This is a genomic window from Agitococcus lubricus (assembly GCF_003051055.1).
In the GTDB taxonomy this organism is placed as follows: domain Bacteria; phylum Pseudomonadota; class Gammaproteobacteria; order Pseudomonadales; family Moraxellaceae; genus Agitococcus; species Agitococcus lubricus.
Genome location: NZ_QAON01000001.1, coordinates 25,689 through 46,210 on the forward strand (window position 1 = coordinate 25,689; position 20,522 = coordinate 46,210).

The following is a 20,522-nucleotide window of genomic DNA, read 5'->3' on the forward strand; positions in this document are numbered from 1 at the left end:
GTGTTGTATGCAAACCACAACAAGACATCAACACCTAGATTTGCTTCGTTAATTTTTCACCCAAGGTTGCACCATACATGGCTAAAGCAAAGGCAATGACACCACCAATCAGCAATTTAAGCCATTGGAAATGTATATAGGTATTGGGTAATACAAAGGAGACAAATACCACTAAAAAAATAGACAAGAATGCACCTAAAGCAGGCTCGATAATCCGTATTTTGGGAGAAATGAGGCCAATGATAAAACCCCCTAAAAAATAACTGGATAACATCAATAAGCCTTGCACCACTTGCTTCAGTCCATGTGCGATATAATGTCCCAAAATCATTTGACCGATAAAAAAAGACAGTATGAGTTGTGCAATGACAAAAATGACCATGCTACTAAATACCCATCCCCACGAAAACGGCTGATTTTGTTGAAACATTTTATTTTTTCCTTGAAAAAGTCTAGCTTCATCTTAGCCAATCCAACCATAATAAAAAAGCCGCATTAAGCGGCTTTCTTAAACTCCCTCCTTTTTTAAAGGAGGGTTGGGGAGGATTTACTGCCAAGTCCAGCTTTGACCCCAGCTATTTTGACCATCCCACAAGTGCGCATCTTGACCATCAAATGCCCCCCACCATGCGTCTTTAATATCTATCGCTTTGTTAGGTGCGTGAGCGGGACGTAAGGAGTTGCCTGCACCACGTAACCATACTTGGTTAGCACCACTATGGCAGTCCCACAACACAATTTTGCTACCATTGCCTGTACCTGCACCTGAGACATCGATACAGCGGTTAGGATTGGCTTTGCTATGAATACGGCCTTGTGCGTCTTGCCACCATTTTTGGCTATCTGCACCATGACACGACCAGTGATGAACAATCGCGCCATTATTGGTATTACGGTCTTCTAAATCTAAACACTTGCCTTTGCCATTGACTAAAGACTTCCACACAGGCACTTCGGTTAACGTGGTGCTTTCAATTTGCACCGACACGTTACCTGATACGGCAGCATCGGTGTTTAAGGCAATAATCACACTGTTATCATTAACCACAAAACTGGTGCTGACATTGGTGCCAATTAAGTTACGTTGTAACTGACGACTACCATTAAAAATCTGCAAGGTATCACCAATACCATCTAAACCACCTGTGACAGTGACTTTAACTGCACTCGCGCCTGCAATACTTAAGGTTTGGTAGATTTTTTGGTTGTTGCCATAGTTGCCTGATGACCAACTATTGGTGGCTGCATAATAGGCTTCCCATTTGCCCTCACGTGCTTTGTCTGAATAGTTTAACCATAAACTTTGGCCGCCATTAACGGCTAATAAGCGTTGATTTTGATAGGCGTTGACAGGCACAGCAAAACGATAACCTGCAAACTCACTGGCACATTGTACGCGACCTTGTTCCCATGCACCGCTACCGCTAGTCACACGCCAATCATCAGCGTTGTTGAGATTTTGACAAGCAAAACGGCGGATTATCGTACAGTTATTATCATTCCAACGACCATTGCTACCTTGTTCTGCACAGTTTTCACCTGCCGCACCTGCATTGTTTGGCTCACCACCATTCCAACTCCAAACGGCCGCACTTGTCATGCTGTCATCCCAACGGTCGGCATCGACATTGTTAACACCACAGGCAAATAAACGCGGAATGTTGGAGCTATCAATCGTACCTGTTTGATCAACCCAACCATCAGGCAATAAATCTTTGCCTAATTTGCTATCTGAAATGGTATAAATTTGACCCAATACCAAAGCGTTGCCATCCATTTTACAGCTTGTGGTGTCAAAATATTTCACAGGACGCGAGTTCCAACCGCCTGCTGCACCTGTGGCAAAAATACGACCATCCCAAATTAACGAGCCGTCATAGGTATTATTTGCGCCTTTGACAATCACCCGTTTGCCTTTAGCAACCATTTCGCGTGGGGTTTCCCAACGATTGCTCGGCTTATCGCTCGGCAAATATAACATTGAACCAAAAATAGATTTGAGTGGTGCTTCCACTAAGGCTTGATTACCGACACGGTCTTCTAAATCAATAAACATAATTTCTTTAGGATGTGCGGCTAACCAATTAGCAATCTTTTGTAATTCATTAGGGTAACTATCTTTGGCAGCATAAATTGCGCCACAATCTTGATGACATAATTTGACCACCCCACCATCATTGTGAATATCTAAGTCAATATTACGCACACCATTGTCCATTAACTTATCTAAAGCCCACACTTGGTTTGCCCACGTTGCCGAAGAATCGTTCCATGCATTGTGTGCGCCTAAAATTTGTAGGCGATTGACAGGCGTATCGGCTTGTAATTCCATCGCTTGGCTTAATGGCCATGCAGAATCGGCAAAACTTGTTGAGGCAGAAACTAACAAACTGGCAATGGTGAGAATTTTTTTCATGTTACCCTCGATTTTGTTGCAGATTTGATGTGGCTCAAACCGCTTAAATTATGGGTAAAAATTGTACTTATTATGATGAATGAAGGATTGATACTTAGCGTCACTGTACTCAGATAATTGGCGTAGAAAGTTAGTTTTTCGATGACTTCTTTCGACACTTAATTAGACTCATTAAGTGCAAAGAGCTTGTGTGGGTTGAGCGAAGTCGAAAGCTATAATGATACTTCGACTTCGCTCAGTATACGATGACACAGATATTAGGGCGTTTAACTTACCATTTTAATCCCGACGATACATGGTAATCACACACGCGCCGCCCAAACCTAAGTTGTGCTGCAACGCGATATTGGCATTGGCGACTTGGCGTTTATCGGCTGTTCCCCTTAATTGCCATACTAGCTCGGTACATTGTGCCAAGCCTGTTGCGCCTAAAGGATGTCCTTTAGATAACAAACCGCCTGAGGGATTAACCACATATTTGCCCCCGTAGGTATTATCACCATCCCAAATAAATTGTTCGGCTTGGCCTTCGGGGCATAAGCCTAAACCTTCGTAGGTTAATAATTCATTGGCGGTAAAACAGTCATGTAATTCAACCACTTGAATATCTTCTGGGCCAATACCTGCCTGATTATAGACACGTAAAGCTGCTTGTTTAGTCATGTCATAACCGACCATTTTAATCATGCTTTGTTCATCAAAACTAGAAGCATAATCGGTGGTCATGGCTTGGGCTGCAATGTACACAGAGTTTTTAATGCCATGTTTTGCTGCAAATTCATCAGAGCATAAAATCGCGGCGGCTGCACCGCAGGTCGGTGGGCAACATTGAAAACGTGTTAAGGGGTCAAACACGTCGTCAGAGGCCATAATTTCCTCTAAAGATAAGACCTGATTAAATAAGGCAAAGGGATTTTGACTGGCGTGTTTACGCGCTTTTTCGGCAATTTTGCCAAAGGTTTCGCGTTTAGTGCCATAACGCCAGCGATACTCACGGCCTGCGCCACCAAACATTTGCGCCGCAGGTGGTGCTTGGGTAAAGCCTTGCGCGTCTAACATTACCTGTGCGTGTTTAGCCATCGGCGGCTCACGGTCATCATATTTATTGCCGAGCGCACCACGCTCCATTTTTTCAAAACCTAAAGCAATCACACACTCCGCCAAACCGCCTTCAATCGCTTGCCGTGCCAAAAATAAAGCACTTGAGCCTGTCGAACAGTTATTATTGACATTTACCACAGGAATACCCGTTAAGCCCAACTCATACAAGGCACGTTGTCCACAGGTTGAGTCGCCATAGACATAACCAACAAAACCTTGTTCAACCTCGTTATAACTAATGCCTGCATCTTTTAGCGCGAGTTGGCCTGCATCACGCGCCATTTCATAATATTCTGCACTAGCACCGGGTTTGGCAAATTTGGTCATGCCGACACCAATCACATTCACTCTACGTTTCATTTTTGTCCCCTAATCTTGTGTTATGCCAAAAAATCCAGTTGTTGTGCGGCTTTGACATCACCATCAATACGCACTTTACCTTGCTGATATAAACGTGACAGTTGTTGTGGTTGTTGCATTAACGTCACTAAATCATCATCAGCTAAGATGAAGGTACTGGTTGCTTGTGCCGCTTCGCCCTGATACACCTGTGCGGTTTGTTGACTCAAATCAACCACCCAAACATCGTTTGGCTCTGTGAGCTTGAATTGATAAATGACAGGTCGATGTACATTTTTACTCGCCAAGCGTGTGCTTAATTGGGCAAATAATGTGGCGGCTTGTGCGGTTTTACTGACCGCAGGACTAGCCGTTGCTACGGTGGTGGTAGTTTGTCCCGAGGCTAAACGCTGCGCTTTGGCTTGTTGATAGGCTTTGGCATCAATCGCTTGCAAGACAGTGAGTTTATTGGAGGCCATAATATTACCGCCAATTTTGATTTTGCCTGCAAAATACAGCTTTTGAACTTCGGCTAAACTGGCCGTGACCACCGTTTCGATGAGGCTTTCGTCTAAATCAATGCTTACATCAGCTTTCGCATCTGACCCTTGATAGGCACTGCCTTGACCATTTTTTAGGTCAATCACCCACTGGGAGGCAGGATTGCTTAAATTAAACTGAAAAACGGTTTTCACTTTAGCAGCTAGGTCAGGATGTTGGCTAATGTGTTGATTAACGACCTGAAAAATATCGGCAGGGATAATCGGACTATCGGCAGGTGTCACCGCCGCCGCTTGTGGACTGGCTGCCGAACTACCCAAACGCTGTGCTTTGGCTTGTTGATAGCCTTTGGCATCAATCGCTTGCAAGACGGTAAGTTTATTGGAGGCCATAATATTGCCACCAATTTTGATTTTTCCTGCAAAATACAGTTTTTGAACCTCGGCTAAACTGGCCGTGACCACCGTTTCGATGAGGCTTTCGTCTAAATCAATGCTTACATCAGCTTTCGCATCTGCCCCTTGATAGGCACTGCCTTGACCATTTTTTAGGTCAATCACCCACTGGGACGCAGGATTGCTTAAGTTAAACTGAAAAACGGTTTTTACTTTAGCGGCTAGTTCGGGATGTTGGCTAATGTGTTGATTAACGACCTGAAAAATATCAGCAGGGATAATTTTGTCGTCTACAGGCGCGGCTTTTACAGCAGGTGTCGCACTGGTTGTTGTCGTTGCTGCACTCGCCTTTTTCTTCACAGGTGGCTCTTTATACAACTCAATGGCGGCGTTTTTAATCACTACTTCATCGCGTTCTAAGACTTTGGTTTCAAAAACAATACGCGTATCAGACTCTTTCCACATCCGTGTTTCTAAGGTTTCCCCCGGAAAGACTGATTTGGCAAAACGTACTTTGATGCTTTTGACTAGACGTGGGTCATTCTGACAAAAGGCTTTAATCACATGACGGCCACAATAACCGTGGGTACACATACCATGCAAAATCGGACGGTCAAAACCAAAGGCTTTGGCAAAGGCAGGGTCAGCGTGTAAAGGATTCCAATCGCCCGACAAGCGATAAAGCAAGGTTTGATGGGCATCGGTTTTTTCGGTAATCACCGCATCAGGCTCACGCACAGGTGGCAAATTAATATCGGTACTTGGCCCTCGGTCGCCGCCCCAACCGCCTGCACCACGGACAAAAGCAGTCATTTCGTTATAAGCAACTAATTCACCTTGTTCATTACGGCTGCTAATGCCATACGTCACCACCGCATGAGGGGCTTTGTCGTAAGCGGTTTTTAACTTAAAGCTATGGGTGAGTTTGGCCGAAGGCGGTAATACTTGATAAATTTCGGTATATTGTTCGCCATGTAATAAACGGTCAAAACCAAAATTAGAACCCGGTAATTGTAAAGTGCCTGCTTTTGCAGCCGATAACATGGCATTCATTTGCGGCATAGCGGCATAGGTTGGCAAGGCATAAAACTCGCCTAACTCATAGACTAATTTTAGCTCGCTACTGTCTAAGGGGTCACGCGCTGCGCCCACACCCAACGCATATAACGCTAAATCGCGTTCGTCGTAACTGGACTCCAACACCACCTCGGCTTTGGCGGCGGCATCTAAATCAATAAACTCATTGCCTCCTAAACTCGGATGATTGGCTTTTTCCATAATTGGCATAAAGGATTCGGTGGTCGAGGTGGGGTGCGTTGACTGACTAAAATCGGTAATCGTTGACCAACGGCGCGCCACATCATCCACTGAGAACGGTTTTAAGCCGTTAAATTGATAACCTTCGGTACGCTCCCAACGCAACTTGGCAATATAACCTGCCCCCACTTCAAATAAACCTTTGGTCTCTGGGCAATCCTCATGACACAACCAAGCGACTAAGGGACTGACCGCTTCTGGCTTGAGCATCGCCAATAAATCGGGTGGCATAATAGTTTCGGTTAAGCGTGAAGCGGCTAAGGGGGCAATGGTATTAACATGAATATTTTTGCTACGCCCTTCTTCGGCCAAACAATTGGCCAAACCAGCCAAACCTAACTTGGCGGCACAATAATTGGCCTGCCCAAAATTGCCATAAATGCCTGCGGCGGAAGTGGTCATAATAATTCGACCATAAGCTTTTTCGCGCATAATTGGCCATGCCGCATGAGATACTGACATCGAACCTGTTAAATGCACTTTTAAGATTAAATCCCAGTCTGCCTGCGTCATTTTGGCAAAACTGACATCGCGTAAAATACCCGCATTATTAATAACAATATCCACCGTGCCAAACGCATCTAAGGCGGTTTGTACAATCGCTTGGCCATTTTCTACCGAGTCATAATTGGCAACGGCTTGTCCACCCGCGGCAATAATTTCGGCAACGACTTTATCGGCAGCAGATGACGACTTACCATCACCGTGTGCGCCGCCGCCTAAATCATTGACCACCACTTTTGCCCCCAAAGATGCGAGTAATAAAGCATGGGAACGCCCCAAACCATTACCTGCTCCTGTGACAATTGCCACTCGCCCATCAAAACGTAATGCAGACATACCTGACCTCTCCTATGGATATTTCTATTTACAATACGGACGTACAGTATGTTTATAGAGTTACCGTAAGATAGTCATGCTGTCAAGCAAGGTTGAATAATTTTTTTACAGGAAATTTATATGCTAGGAAAAAATTAGAACGATAGACTTAAGCAACTACATTGGCTTGTTTTACCATCGCTTCAATGATGTCACTAATCGATTCGGTCAATTGCTCAAAACTGATTTTAGGATTAGGCTGACTCATAAAACGAATCACCGCAAACACGCCACCGTTAACCATAAACCATAAATTTGACGAAATATTTGGCACTTTCATCAGTTGTGGATGCGACATAATATATTGCATACACATGTCCATCAGCACACTTTCTAGTAAGTCTATTTCGTTAGGGGCAATATCAAATTGTAAAACATAACGGACATAATACAAATAACGACCATTATTTTGTTCTAGCCAAAGCCTAAGTTCTTGTAATAAAAAACGAATACCTGCACGAATATCTAAACGTAATAGCTCGGCGGTATTGTGTTTGAATAAGACAATCGCCTCCTGCACAAACTGATTATGCATCGCCTGATAAATCGCTTCTTTGTCGGCAAAATATTGGTACAAACTGCCGACACTAATACCTGCAATATCGGCAATATGGCGTGTGGTTGTTCCCTCTTTGCCATGACGCATCAGAGAAATAAAACCTGCATCAATAATTGCATTTACCATCATTTGTGCGCGCTGCTGTTGTGGTTTTTTACGCATCTTATTGATTCCAATAACTAAAAAAAGCGAATTGAATGCGAACAACAATTCGTATTATTGTAAAACTCAGCCACCACTCTGCACTTAAAAAAGCAATCGCTTGCTAGGTTTTAGCACGATGTACCCAACTGCACAATATCAAAAACTTAATACTCAAGGTATTAGAGTCCATTTTGAGGTGAATGATGTTAAACACAAAGTCTAGTCCAACCACCACACGCAAATTGGCAGGCACTCAGGTAGGTATTCCACCGCGTCAAATGGATTTTGTCCCCCCCACTCACGCAGCTCGTTATTTTTTTTATAATAATGCCACAGCTACCCTATTCTTTGCGGTGTTATCGGGCATTTTTCCTGCGGGTGAACGCTTTTTTGTCGAATCGGTACGCCGTTTTCGTAATGACATTAAAGATGAAACCCTTAAAGCGCAAGTATCGGGCTTTATTGGACAAGAAGCCTTACACGGCCGCGAACATGACCGATTAAATACGATGTTAGCGGAGCGTGGTTTTGATATGCGTATGCCCATCAAAGGCATTGACTTAAGTCTTTGGTTATTAAACCAATTACCTGCACGTCAACAATTAGCCTGTACTATTTTTATGGAACATTTTACCGCTTTATTGGCCGAACAATGGCTCAGTAATATCGAGTTTCAACAACTGGCCGACCCAGACATGATTAAACTATGGCAATGGCATGCGTTAGAAGAGTTAGAACATAAATCGGTGGCGTATGATGTGTATGATTTAATTGGCAACAAACCCTATGAACGGGTATTAGCTGCACTTTATGTGATAGCGGCGATTGCCCCCACGGTGTTAGCGAGTTGGGCGTATTTGGTCGCACGTGAACACAAACCGCAAAAATGGCGCGATATTAAACAAGGTATAACTATTTTGCTGGGTAAAAAAGGCTTTATCACAACTATTTTGCCGCAAATGCCTGTCTTTTTTCAGAAAAAATTTCATCCTAAACAACACAATACTCAACATTTAGAAAGTATGTGGCGCGATAAATTGTTTGGCGAGTTTGGCACGTTATTAAGTGAGCTTAAAAATCCTGATGCCGTCAGACTGCATTAGACAAGTCCATCTATCAAGCAGTTTAAGGATGAGGGTGACACGTCTGTCACCCTCAGTCGCTCAACTCCAATTTGCAGCAAACACGCTGGCCAACTGTGTTTGTTGTGTGGTACTGAGCGTCGTTTGACCCAGTGCAGGCGCTTTCATTGTCGCCATCACACTCACTAAGGCCTCAACCTCACTCGCTAACAAGACTTTATTCCCAGCCGCCACTCTAAACTCTTCTACTTGATACGCTGTCCCTTTATACCAGTCTTCAACAATCACTTTGTCGGTCGTACCAATCACACTCACCACTAAATCATCACCTATATGCTTAAACCATAGCTGGTCGTAGCTGACGCCACTTTGCCATAAGGCATAATCCAGTTGCCCCACACTGCTGTCGTTTTCTTGGATGAGGTCGCTACCGTCTCCGCGTGCAAAGATATAGCCTTCACTCCCTTGCCCCCCAATCAAAGTGTCATTCCCTTTACCGCCCGTTAATAGGTTATTACCTGAATTACCTGTGAGTATATTAGCAAGACTATTCCCTATTGCTTGCGTTGACGCTACTCCTGTTAAGACGAGCTGTTCTATATTGTCAGATAACACATAACTTACACTTGCGAGCACGCTGTCTGTGCCTTCGCTACGCAACTCAACAATTTCATCTAGGCTATTATCGACAAGATAGTTGTCATTACCTTCACCGCCTTGGGCAATGTCTACGCCTTCACCACCGTCTAGCCAGTCATTTCCTGTACCGCCAATCAAGATATCTTTCCCTAATCCACCCGCCAAACTGTCATCTCCTGCTTCACCGTTGAGTATGTTGGCTCCGTTATTACCTGTTAAAGTATTGGATAAACTATTGCCCGTTCCGTGAATCGATTTATCCCCCAATAAGCGCAAATCTTCAACAAAACCTATCAAGTTATAACTCAAGCTCGACTCAACCGTATCTACCCCATGCCCACTCAACTCAACTACCACATCCCCCGCATGATCCACGCGATACACATCATTCCCTATCCCTCCCACCAACGTATCTGCACCTAAGCCACCATCCAACACATTATCTCCACTATTCCCTTCTAGGTAATTATCTAAACTATTCCCTACGCCCTCTATAGACGCGGTGCCCGTTAACAACAAACGCTCCAGCGATAACCCTAAACGATAACTCACACTCGCCTGTACGGTGTCTACCCCTTCACCACTCAACTCCGTCACGACCTCAGCCGTTTCATCAACCAGATATATATCGTCTCCTATTCCACCTACTAAGGTGTCTACGCCTAAGCCTCCATCCAGTACGTTATGTTGACTATTGCCCCTGATGATGTTCGCTAAACTATTCCCTGTCCCATTTAAGGCGCTTTCTCCTACTAAGCTCAGATTCTCTAAATGATGCCCCAAACGGTAGTTAATCGATGCCCTGACCGTGTCTGTGCCTTCCCCTTGCTTTTCAGTCAGGATATCGCTCAGACTGTCGACAACGTAGGTGTCATCCCCAAGCCCCCCCACTAAACTGTCTGCACCCAGACCACCGTCTAAGAGATTATTATTGCTATTCCCTCTCAGTAGGTTGTTCCCTTCGTTGCCTGTCCCATTTAAGGCGCTTTCTAATAAGAATAACTGTTCAATATGCGACGATAAGCTATAACTCACACTGGCTTCTACGCGATCCAGACCTTCACCCGCTGCCTCTATCACGACATCATATTGACTGCTAACTTGGTATACATCGTTCCCTGCTCCGCCTATCAAGGTGTCTATCCCACCCGCTCCATCTAATTGGTTGCTCGCATTATTACCCCATATCTTATTCCCTAAGTTATTGCCTGTTCCTCGGAGCGCTGTTCCTAATAACACTAAATTCTCGACATACCCTGTCAATTCATAGTTTAACGTCGTCTCAATCGTGTCTATGCCGCCACCCAACACTTCCACTACACTGTCTTCTAGGTTGTCAACAATATAGGTGTCATCCCCTTGCTTCCCTATCAGAATGTCCGCCCCTTTGCCTCCATTGAGCCTGTTGTCTAGCGCGTTCCCAACTAAGGTATTGTCTAAACTGTTCCCTGTCCCTTGTCGTGCCGTGCCGATCAGGCTTAGTTTCTCAACATGACCCACTAAAACATAATCACTGCTCGAGAACACGCTGTCTGTGCCTTGATTCAGCGTTTCTACAATTACATCACTCGCATCGTCTACATAATAAATATCGTCACCTAAGCCCCCTACTAAGGTATCGACTCCCCCTAAACCATCCAGTGTATTGTGACCTTCTGTCCCTGTAATCCGATTAGAGAGTGCGTTTCCTACCCCTTTGACTGCCCCGTCGATCAGTGTTAAATGTTCCACGTGCGCTGATAGGCTGTAGCTGACTTCGGCGGTGACACTGTCTATCCCTTCGTCATTTTCTTCTCTAATGATGTCATTCGTTTGGTTGATTTTATAATGGTCATTACCTAAACCACCAATCAAGGTGTCTGCACCTTTCCCGCCATCTAAAATATCTTGACCTCCACCCCCTTCTAGTTGATTGTTTAGGGTGTTACCTATCAAAATATTATTGTGCTCATTCCCTTGACCAATTATCGCTAACTCGCCACTTAATACCAACTGTTCTATAACGCCGCTTAGTCGGTAATTTACTAAGGCCTTAACGGTGTCTATACCCTGACCTTGCCCTTCTATAATGACATCGTCCATACTATCCACAATATAGTAATCATCACCTAATCCACCTACTAGGGTATCTTTCCCTCCTCCCCCTATCAGCGTGTCGTTACCTGCACCTGCACTTAGTCGATTCCTAGCACTATTGCCTGTCAACACATTATTAAGGCTATTTCCTTGACCGTGTATAGCGCTTTGCCCTAATAAGATGAGATTTTCTACGTCGTTGACTAAGGTATAGCTGATTGTAGAGCGAACCGTGTCTATATCATTGACAAGGCTCAAGAGGTTGGTGCTATTACGCAGTGTCGTACTATTTTCTTCTTGAACGATGTCACCGACTTGGTTAACTTCGTAGACATCATTACCTACGCCACCTATTAAGGTATCATTGCCTGCGCCACCCACTAAGGTATCGTCACCAATACTGCCAATGAGTAAATTGCGATGAGCATTACCAACAATACGATTATCTAAAGTATTCCCTGTACCATTGATTTGTGCTGTACCTGTTAACGTGAGATTTTCGATATAACTTCCAATCGTATAACTTATGCTTGATTGAATGGTCTCAATACCACCCGCATCTCTGACTTCAAAGGATATATTTTTGACAAAAATACCATTTTCAGAATCGATACGACTGCCACTATTTTTGAAGACAACTCTAGAGCCATCTTTAGATAATACGGGGGCATCTGTTAACAGGGAGTAACTGGTATTCGTACTGTTATCAAATTGCGTCCCATCAGAATTGGTATTTACCTGAACAACAACTCCCGTACGCCAATCTTTGACAAAGAAATCTATAAGACCATCGGTATCTCCTTCTACCAAATTATTTAATGTACTACTGAAAAGAACTTTACTGCCATCACCAGAAATAACTGCATCCCCACTTATTCCATTTGCCACCGTATATCCATTGTCGCTAATAAGTGTTATTTCTCCTGACATATTATTACGCAGAAAAACATCTAATCTTGCATGTGTATCATCTGTATATTGTTCAAATACAGAAAACTGGCCATCTTGAGACGTTTTAGCTGAATATCTGGGTACTCCTCCATCACCAAAACGGTTAGGAATAATGACACCCGTCTCTAAATTTTTTGCAAAGGAGTTCAAGCCACTTGGGGGGATATATCCTACAGGAGGATTTGTGAGTAAATTTGTCGCATAACTATAAAAGCCCAAGAATGATTCATTAATAAAAAATGGGGCAAAGCTCATCCCATTACCTTGTCTATCAGGGCCCTGTAAACCCCCTATAGCACTGATTAAACGTACTTCACCAGAAGTCAAATCTTTTAGATACACATCAAAATTGTTATTATTGTCCCAGTAATTACCCTGTAAATCACTGGTACCTGTGGTAAATGCGACTTTTGTGCCATCACTAGAAATCGTGACTTCATTTCTACTTGCAAGAGATGGCTCTCCACCATGCCATGCCAAATCTACTCTAATCAGATTTTCTGCCACTCTGACTCTTTCACTCACTATATCTTGGCTATTATCAACGATAAAAACATCATCCCCCTCGCCACCTATCAACGTATCTGCACCCGCACCTCCATTTAAGGTATCGTTACCTGCACCGCCGTCTAAGAGGTTATTGTCACGATTCCCCTTAAGCACATTAGCAACATGATTACCTGTTAAACTCGCCGTACCTGCACTCTCTGACAAACTGGCATTTTCAATGTGTTGCCCCAATGTATGACTATGACCTGCAATAACCGTATCATTACCGCCGTTAGCCTCTTCAATAATGACATCATTGACACCATCAATAATAAAGGTGTCATTACCCGTACCTCCTATTAGCGTGTCCTCAGCAGAACCCCCTGTTAGTGTGTCATCTCCTTCTTGACCATTGAGCACTTGACGCCCTAAACCACCGACTAATACCTCAGCAATACTGGAGCCTTGTTTTATAACGGGCGGCGTGGCTGGGTTGGTTGCATAAAAATCACCAACTCCCAAGCTGCTAGCACTCGGTTGCGCATTGATGTCTTGAACCAGATACGTCCCTTCTTCGGTGCCATCCGTTGTCCATAACTCTTCACCATGCACACCGTCATTTAGCGTAAAGTATATTTTGCCATTAGACTGAAAAGCATTCGTTAATGAGACCGAAATATGAGAGAACTGCGGGTTAATGGCAATATCTTTGAATAAGTACGTACCCGCTTTTGTACCATCTGTCATCCATAACTCAGTGCCAGATACCCCATCATTGGCAACAAATAACACCCTGCCATCTGCTAAGAGCAGATAGTTAGTATGACTCCCGATGGATGAATACTCTTGTAGTTGTATTGTCCCTGCAACTGTACCATCGGACGACCATAGGCTATTCTTTCCATCCATTACGACTCTAAATAACGCTTTATTAGCGGTAGTCACCATGTAAGTTATGAACACATCACCCGTGGACATTAAGCGAAAGTCCGCTACTATTTTTGTACCTTGCACTGTGCCATCACTGACCCATAGGGCAGAATTTTTGGGTGCAGGATATCCTGACGAATACTTAGCATACTCTCCATCGTGAGCAGTAAACACCACAGTGTTTTCATTAATCCAAGTCAAATTACGAATATCTGCTCCGTTATTCACGGTGACGTACTTGTTGAGGTCATAGTTAAATACGCTACTCGTCGTTTGATTGATATCTTTGACTAAATAGGTACCTTGTGCTGTCCCATTGGTGACCCACAACTCTTGGCCTAAACCGTTATTGGCGGTAAAAAATAGCTTACCTTGTTGCGGCTGTAGCCGAATATCGATATTGGCAGATTCACGATATTGGCTATTCTTAATTTCTTTTAGTAACACGGTGCCGCTGGCCGAACCATCCGTTACCCACAGGCCTTCTGCATTATTAGAGAAAGCCGAAAATGCAATTTTGCCATTTCCTAAATTTCGGAAGCGGAAGCTGTCAATATTTTGAATAGATAAGCCTGTTTTAAGTGCCTGTGTGCCCGATGCTGTGCCATCTGTGACCCACAAAGCATTAGCACTGACTAATAATGTTTTATTAGTAAACTGGAGGGTATCCCATGATAATGGCGAGGAAAAACTGGGTGTATTGGTAGCAATTTTTTGTGTACCTGCTGTTGTGCCATCAGTCACCCATAAATCATTGTTTATTTTGAGTAATAATTTACCTGAGGCTAATACGGTGTAAGACAAGTAAGATGTAATAGCAAAGTCTGTTAACTGTATGGTTCCTTGCGTAGTACCGTTGGTGGCGTATAAGTCACCATCCGCATAAAAAACAGCTTTTTGTGGATTAATGGACAATAATCTTTCAATACCTGACGGCGTCTCTGACCCGTTAATATCTTTTAATAAAGAAGCTAGTTTGGTTTGCGTGTTTAAGACCCATAATTCTTCATTTGTTGAACCCTCTTCCTTTGCTCTAAAAAGCCATTGTCCATTAACTAATACGCCGTCTAACTGACCTTCTAAGGCTTTACCGTTGGCAGTCGCTAGCGCGTATGTGCCGTTGGTGCTGGCATCTGTTAACCAGACTTTATTATTTGCATGAAATAACGCTAACTGCTCGTTTACTTTATAGAGCCGATTAGAACCCAAACCGCTCTGGCCACCAGCCACTACATCCTTAACCAACAAAACCTCGCCTGTTTGTGTGTTTAATGACCATAATTCACGACCATGTAAACCATCATTAGCGTTAAATAGTAAGCGGTTTTGACTGGCTAAAAATATTGACCCATTATTATTCAACCTGATAGCAGCACTGCCAGTATCCTGATTAATTTCGACTAATTGGCCTGTCACGCCTGTTTTATAATCATAATACCAAAGTTCCATACCACTAGTGGTGGTAGTTCCCTTAAAGATAACCTTATCCTCGGTCACCTCAGAAATTTCAGTCATGTAATTAGGCACTTGGGTGAGACGCTGCGTGCCTAAGTCGGTGCCATCGGTCACCCATAACTCACTTTGGCCATATTCAAGTCCTGGCAACATCACCAAAAAACGGCCATTGGGCAAGGCCTTTACATGCTCTTTACCCACATAATAAGATTCCTGCTCATAATACGGCTGTGAATCACCGCTGGCTAATTTTATAGTGCCTTCGTTTGTGCCGTCCGTTACCCATAATTGAGATTCCCAATACACTCCATCTTCTTTGTGGACAACAGTTGGCTTGACTATTAACACCCGTTGGTCATCTAACAACGACACATTGAAAAAGTTAATACCATCCGTTGTTAATACGCTAGGCAACTCTAAATTATGTGTTCCTTGTACCGTCCCATCTGTAATTAAAATATGGCCAGATATATCAAGAATTAACTCGCGGTCACCTGCTTTAATTTGATAATAATACGCCTGTGCTATAGCTAACTCTTTAAGCAATACTGTACCTACAGTCGTACCGTCTGTACTCCAAACACGAGATAAGCCATCTTGATGGCCTGTCGTTACAAAAATGGCTTTACCTGCTGAAACCAGCGTCGGATAGAATGCAACACCCGAAGTCACATCATGTAAAATCTTTGTACCTGCGGCTGTGCCATCCGTCACCCAAATATCGTTACCACTAAGGAAGATTGCCTTATCTGTCTTGAGGGTTAATAAAAAAGTCGTATCTTTATTAGCGAATAAAAGCTCAGAATTACCTAGTGCCCACAAATTCATTTTGTTGGTTTGTATTTCGTTAGGTGCAGAACTGACATGTGTATGGAATATAACATTATCCCCCACACGTTTTAAGCCAATACCACCTGTATAATAAACATTAAAATCATAATCATAATCTTCATCAATGACTGGATTGACATTAGCAAGATGCTTTGTTCCTAGAGATGTGCCGTCTGTAGACCAAATACCATATTCACCATTCACCACCGCAGTAAAATAGAGTGTCCCATTGTGCTCTAAAAACTCAGGACTAAGGCTTAAATGATAGAGAAACTTACCGTCATCGTTCTTAACCTCTAAGTTAGTCTTAAATTGGTTATTGCTGAGTTGATAGGTTCCTGCTTGCGAGCCATCCGAAATCCATAATTTATTATTCACGTCCGAAAAAACAATTTCTCCCGACGACAAATGATAGACAAACTGACCATTGATACCGTGTCCATTAGGATTCACTTCTTTTAGTAATCTCGTATTGACGGCGGTACCATCTGTTGTCCATAACTCTCTGCCACGCACACCATCATCCGCAAAAAACAAATAGGTTGGTCGTTGAATCGTGGTTTCTATATCGGTGGTGCCATGCACAGTAATATTGAGTGTGGCTTGTGATTTTGCCCCGTGAATATCTGAAATAATATAAGTAAAACGGTCGATTGCTTGTTCGCCAGTTGCTAAGGCATTAGTATCTATATCGTCATTATTTAAGGTATAAGTAAAACTACCATCGGCATTTAACACCACACTGCCGTACGTTCCCAAAATAGATGAACCTAAACGGCCACCTGCAATCGCCACCACTTTAATGCTATCGCCTAACGTACTGTTTGCATCGCTGTCGTTTACAAGCACATTCCCTGTCACAAGCGCCTCTGCACTTTGTGTGGATGAAGACTCCATAATCGTCGCTTCATCTTGTTGCGCAGTCGGCTTAAGGTTGATGGCTTCTTCGATAGCCATTTCTTGTTGATTAAAACGAATACGCTCAATCCCTGATAGCGTATCTATGCCATGACTGCCTTTTATCAGTAATTGCCCGAAGTTATCTGGGTTAATGGCATAATCTTGCCACGCCCCGCTATACACAACGGTGTCGTTGCCATCGCCTCCGTCAATGGTATTATTGCCTTCGCCACCCAATAAGGTATCATCGCCCTGACCACCGACTAACCCATCATTTCCTAATCCGCCTACTAAACTGTCTGCACCTTCACCACCATTTAGCTTATCGTCGCCCTCACCTCCGTCTAACCAATCATTGCCTACCCCCCCCACTAAACTGTCTGCACCTTCACTACCCAATAAACTATCGTTACCTTCACCACCCGTTAAGGTATCCGCACCTGCCAAACCGTTTAAGGTATTATCCCCGCTGTTACCTTGAAGATTGTTTGCTTTGCTGTTTCCAGTGCCATCTATATTGTTATTCCCTTCTAAAATCAGATGTGTAGATGTCTCTAATAGTGTGTAACTCTCATTGGTCACCACTGTGTCTATTACTGCCTGATTATTGGCATTAAAACGCTGGGCAAAAATTTCTGTGTTACCTGTTTCTGGTGTAAAAGAATGCCATGTCACCAAATAGCCACCATCGGCTAATGCGGTAACTGCAGGTTTTTGTTGATAGTTATCTGTCGTTGCATTTAAGCGCATTTCACCTGTGAGTGCTGTCCCTGTACTACTATAGCGACGACCATAAATGCCGTCTCCAGAGCCATCTTGGTTTTCTGATTGCCAAACGACCAAAAAGCTACCATCGGCCAACGCTGCTATTTGAGGATTTATCTGATTAAAATTTATGGTCGTGTTAATTCTAAACTCACCACTGAGGGCGGTGCCTGCACTGTTATAACGACGGCCATAAATACCATAACCTGAGCCGTCTTGGTTTTTTGACTGCCAAACAACCACAAAGTTATCATTATTTAATACAGTAATCGCATAATTGGATTGGTCATCTATCGTTGTGGTATTCACACGGAATACATTACCTGCTTTATTACCACTTGCATCGTAACGTTGGCCGTATATACCACCAATCCCTGTCATTTGTGGGTCATTTTGGTCATAATGCGCCCATAAAACCACTAAAGCACCTGAGCTTAACTCACTAACTTTAGGTTGAGAAAAATTAACGTCATAATATAGTCTCAGCGGATCAATAGTAATTGGCGTATAGGGTTTTATAATGTATAGTGGGTCTGAAATTTTCGTTTTACCTAAATACAAGACTATATCTAAACTTTCATTAAACTCTATAGTCGCTTTCAATAAGGAGTTATCGCTAGATGCTGTATATATACTACTGCCTAAGTTTCCTGTCGCAAAAAAAGTAGTATTAATCAACATGGCATTATTATTATATTGTTTAACATCCCAGTGAGTTTGTGATATTGACTGGACAAGAAAGCCCCCATCATTTAATGCAACAACAGAAGCATAACTTCCTCCATAATCTGATGCTACAAACTCATCTCCCTTTTTATTGCCTTGTACATCGTAACGTTGCGCCAAAACTAGCCCTTCAGAAACCCACGCCACGACAAAGCTACCATCTTTTAATAAAGCAATTGCTGGTGATGTTTGATTCCCGTGAGTTGTTGTATTCACACGGAACTCTGTGACTGCGGCCATAATGGCTCTCCTTAATAATTTGGACGTAAGTAAAGGGACGCTACAGTAAACGGATGTTAAGTGCTATCCTCAAATGGGGGTATCATGCCGTTTTAAGTGTTAGCGAATATGTTCAAATTGCACGCGCAAGCTCATCAATAAACTTAAAAGCTCCGCCTGCGAATGGCATTGGGTTTTTGTAAAAATAGATTTGAGATAGGTTCTTACGGTTTCTAATGACAAATGACGGTCTGCGGCAATCGCTTCTAAGTTAGGGGTTTTGACAAAACATTGACAGATACTGACTTCTCTTGGTGTTAACTGATAATGCGCTTGTAAAAATTGTGTTTGTAGTAAGGGCGCTTGTGTGGGGTCAGTTAAAAATAGTGCAACCGCTACTTCATCACTGGCCAAGGCTTGCCACGGTTGTAAATGCGAAAAAGGCACTATCGTGATAAAGAGTTTTTCTGTCATGACACTGTCTGTGTGAGTCAATGCCACACAACCCGCAATAGACTCTGTGCTGAGTACCGTGTGGGGTTCACGGCACATTCTTGCCTGTTCTATACGCTGATATAGTGTGTGATGTTGACGTGCATCGCGTGCCTGCAAGCGATAATTGTGTACACTTAATAGGGAAGAATGATGCAGTATGTTTTCGGCTGCTTGATTAGCATACACTAAACGGCCATCCCGATTTAATAACAATACACTGGTTGTTAACACATCTAACAACTGATGCAAATGTGTATTTTCTTGTCTCACACGACTGAGTTGACGATGTATTTGTAAGGCACGTCTTAAATGAGGGGCAACACGCTCTAATAATTGTTTAACCTCTGCCGAAAACTCTCCCATGTCTTCGGGACGATGAATACCGATGGCTGTCCAACAAAACGGGCTATGTTCTAATAACACGCCCGCTTGCATTAACATGCCCCAACGCTTCAAAAATAAGTAATATTCGCCTAACTCTTGTCGAAGATGGTCAAGAGAGCCAAATAGTTCCACATTACAACAGGCAATACCCACACCTACTTTTTCTAATGCGCCTCCAATCACACGGCGGTCAATATCTGCCCACCCCTCTTCAAAGTACTCACGTACATTTTCGGGCGAGACATTGTGCGAAAAAACAAAGTTATAACTGGGTGTTAACGCATCCATGCCAAAAAAAGTTGCAGTTTTGGCATCTGTCATCATCACGAGCTGTGCCATGACTTTATCCCATAAGCTGGGTTCAAGCGCGGCATCGTAAATACCTGTAATCAATTGATGCTCTTGAGCGGTCAGCAGCATGATGATTTCCCTATTTTTAGACGATATGCTTCACTTTAGATAAGATGATGATACGGAGTCTAAAGAAAATATGGATTAAGACAGGCGTATGACGGATAAACGGTATCTAAATACAGACATTAGACGCACCTAACAACAATCAATTTTGACCTATTTTTCGCGGCAAACGTGGTGTGCGTGTTTGTGGACATAACCATACTTTGTCGACCGTACAGGGCGGATAGACCCACGTTGACCAATTAGCGATTAACCACGCTTTATCAATGCCTTGACTCCATGTTCCTTGTGATGCTAAAGGCAATATGACTAAAGTTAATCCTGCTTTATAACCCGAGCTCACCATTAAGCCTAAGCCGTAGTCAGCTTCTCTTGGGTTAAACACTAAAAAATCAACGACCGATTCATAAGGATAAGCCGCTGGCAATCGAAAGACACTGCCAACCGCAATCACTGGCTGTGGGTAGTCATTGAGTGTGTACCATTTAGCCATCAGTAGCTCTCCATTCAAG

Annotated in this window: 9 protein-coding genes; 1 reads left to right on the forward strand and 8 read right to left on the reverse strand. The window is 43.3% G+C overall.

Features of this window, described 5'->3' with window-relative positions:
• Positions 1-34: 34 nt before the first annotated feature.
• The 5 genes from C8N29_RS00110 to C8N29_RS00130 form a co-directional block, all read right to left on the reverse strand.
• A complete protein-coding gene (locus tag C8N29_RS00110; RefSeq protein ID WP_107863987.1) occupies positions 35-430 on the reverse strand; it encodes a hypothetical protein in 396 nt (131 codons plus the stop codon).
• A 117-nt stretch (positions 431-547) separates the two neighbouring features.
• Positions 548-2,416 (reverse strand): phosphatidylinositol-specific phospholipase C domain-containing protein, encoded by a 1,869-nt coding sequence (locus tag C8N29_RS00115; protein ID WP_204509237.1) that lies wholly within the window; start codon positions 2,414-2,416, stop codon positions 548-550.
• Positions 2,417-2,695: 279 nt separating this feature from the next.
• Positions 2,696-3,877, reverse strand: coding sequence for a lipid-transfer protein (locus C8N29_RS00120; RefSeq protein ID WP_107863988.1), 1,182 nt, complete (start codon positions 3,875-3,877; stop codon positions 2,696-2,698).
• Positions 3,878-3,897: 20 nt separating this feature from the next.
• Positions 3,898-6,909 (reverse strand): peroxisomal multifunctional enzyme type 2, encoded by a 3,012-nt coding sequence (locus C8N29_RS00125; RefSeq protein ID WP_107863989.1) that lies wholly within the window; start codon positions 6,907-6,909, stop codon positions 3,898-3,900.
• 148 nt (positions 6,910-7,057) lie between these two features.
• On the reverse strand, positions 7,058-7,669 hold the full coding sequence (locus C8N29_RS00130; protein ID WP_107863990.1) for a TetR/AcrR family transcriptional regulator: 612 nt from the start codon (positions 7,667-7,669) through the stop codon (positions 7,058-7,060).
• 182 nt (positions 7,670-7,851) lie between these two features.
• On the opposite strand from C8N29_RS00130, the gene C8N29_RS00135 reads away from it, so the two are divergent.
• Positions 7,852-8,754, forward strand: a complete 903-nt coding sequence (locus C8N29_RS00135; RefSeq protein ID WP_204509238.1) for a metal-dependent hydrolase — start codon at positions 7,852-7,854, stop codon at positions 8,752-8,754.
• A 60-nt stretch (positions 8,755-8,814) separates the two neighbouring features.
• Here C8N29_RS00135 and C8N29_RS17265 read toward each other — a convergent pair whose 3' ends face one another.
• The 3 genes from C8N29_RS17265 to imm45 all read right to left on the reverse strand — a co-directional run bounded on the left by C8N29_RS17265 (position 8,815) and on the right by imm45 (position 20,503).
• On the reverse strand, positions 8,815-18,735 hold the full coding sequence (locus tag C8N29_RS17265) for an Ig-like domain-containing protein (RefSeq protein WP_107863992.1): 9,921 nt from the start codon (positions 18,733-18,735) through the stop codon (positions 8,815-8,817).
• A gap of 99 nt (positions 18,736-18,834) precedes the next feature.
• Complete coding sequence (locus tag C8N29_RS00145; protein ID WP_107863993.1) at positions 18,835-20,013, reverse strand: helix-turn-helix transcriptional regulator; 1,179 nt, start codon at positions 20,011-20,013, stop codon at positions 18,835-18,837.
• Between the two features lie 139 nt (positions 20,014-20,152).
• Positions 20,153-20,503 (reverse strand): Imm45 family immunity protein, encoded by a 351-nt coding sequence (gene imm45 / locus C8N29_RS00150; protein WP_107863994.1) that lies wholly within the window; start codon positions 20,501-20,503, stop codon positions 20,153-20,155.
• Positions 20,504-20,522: the final 19 nt, after the last annotated feature.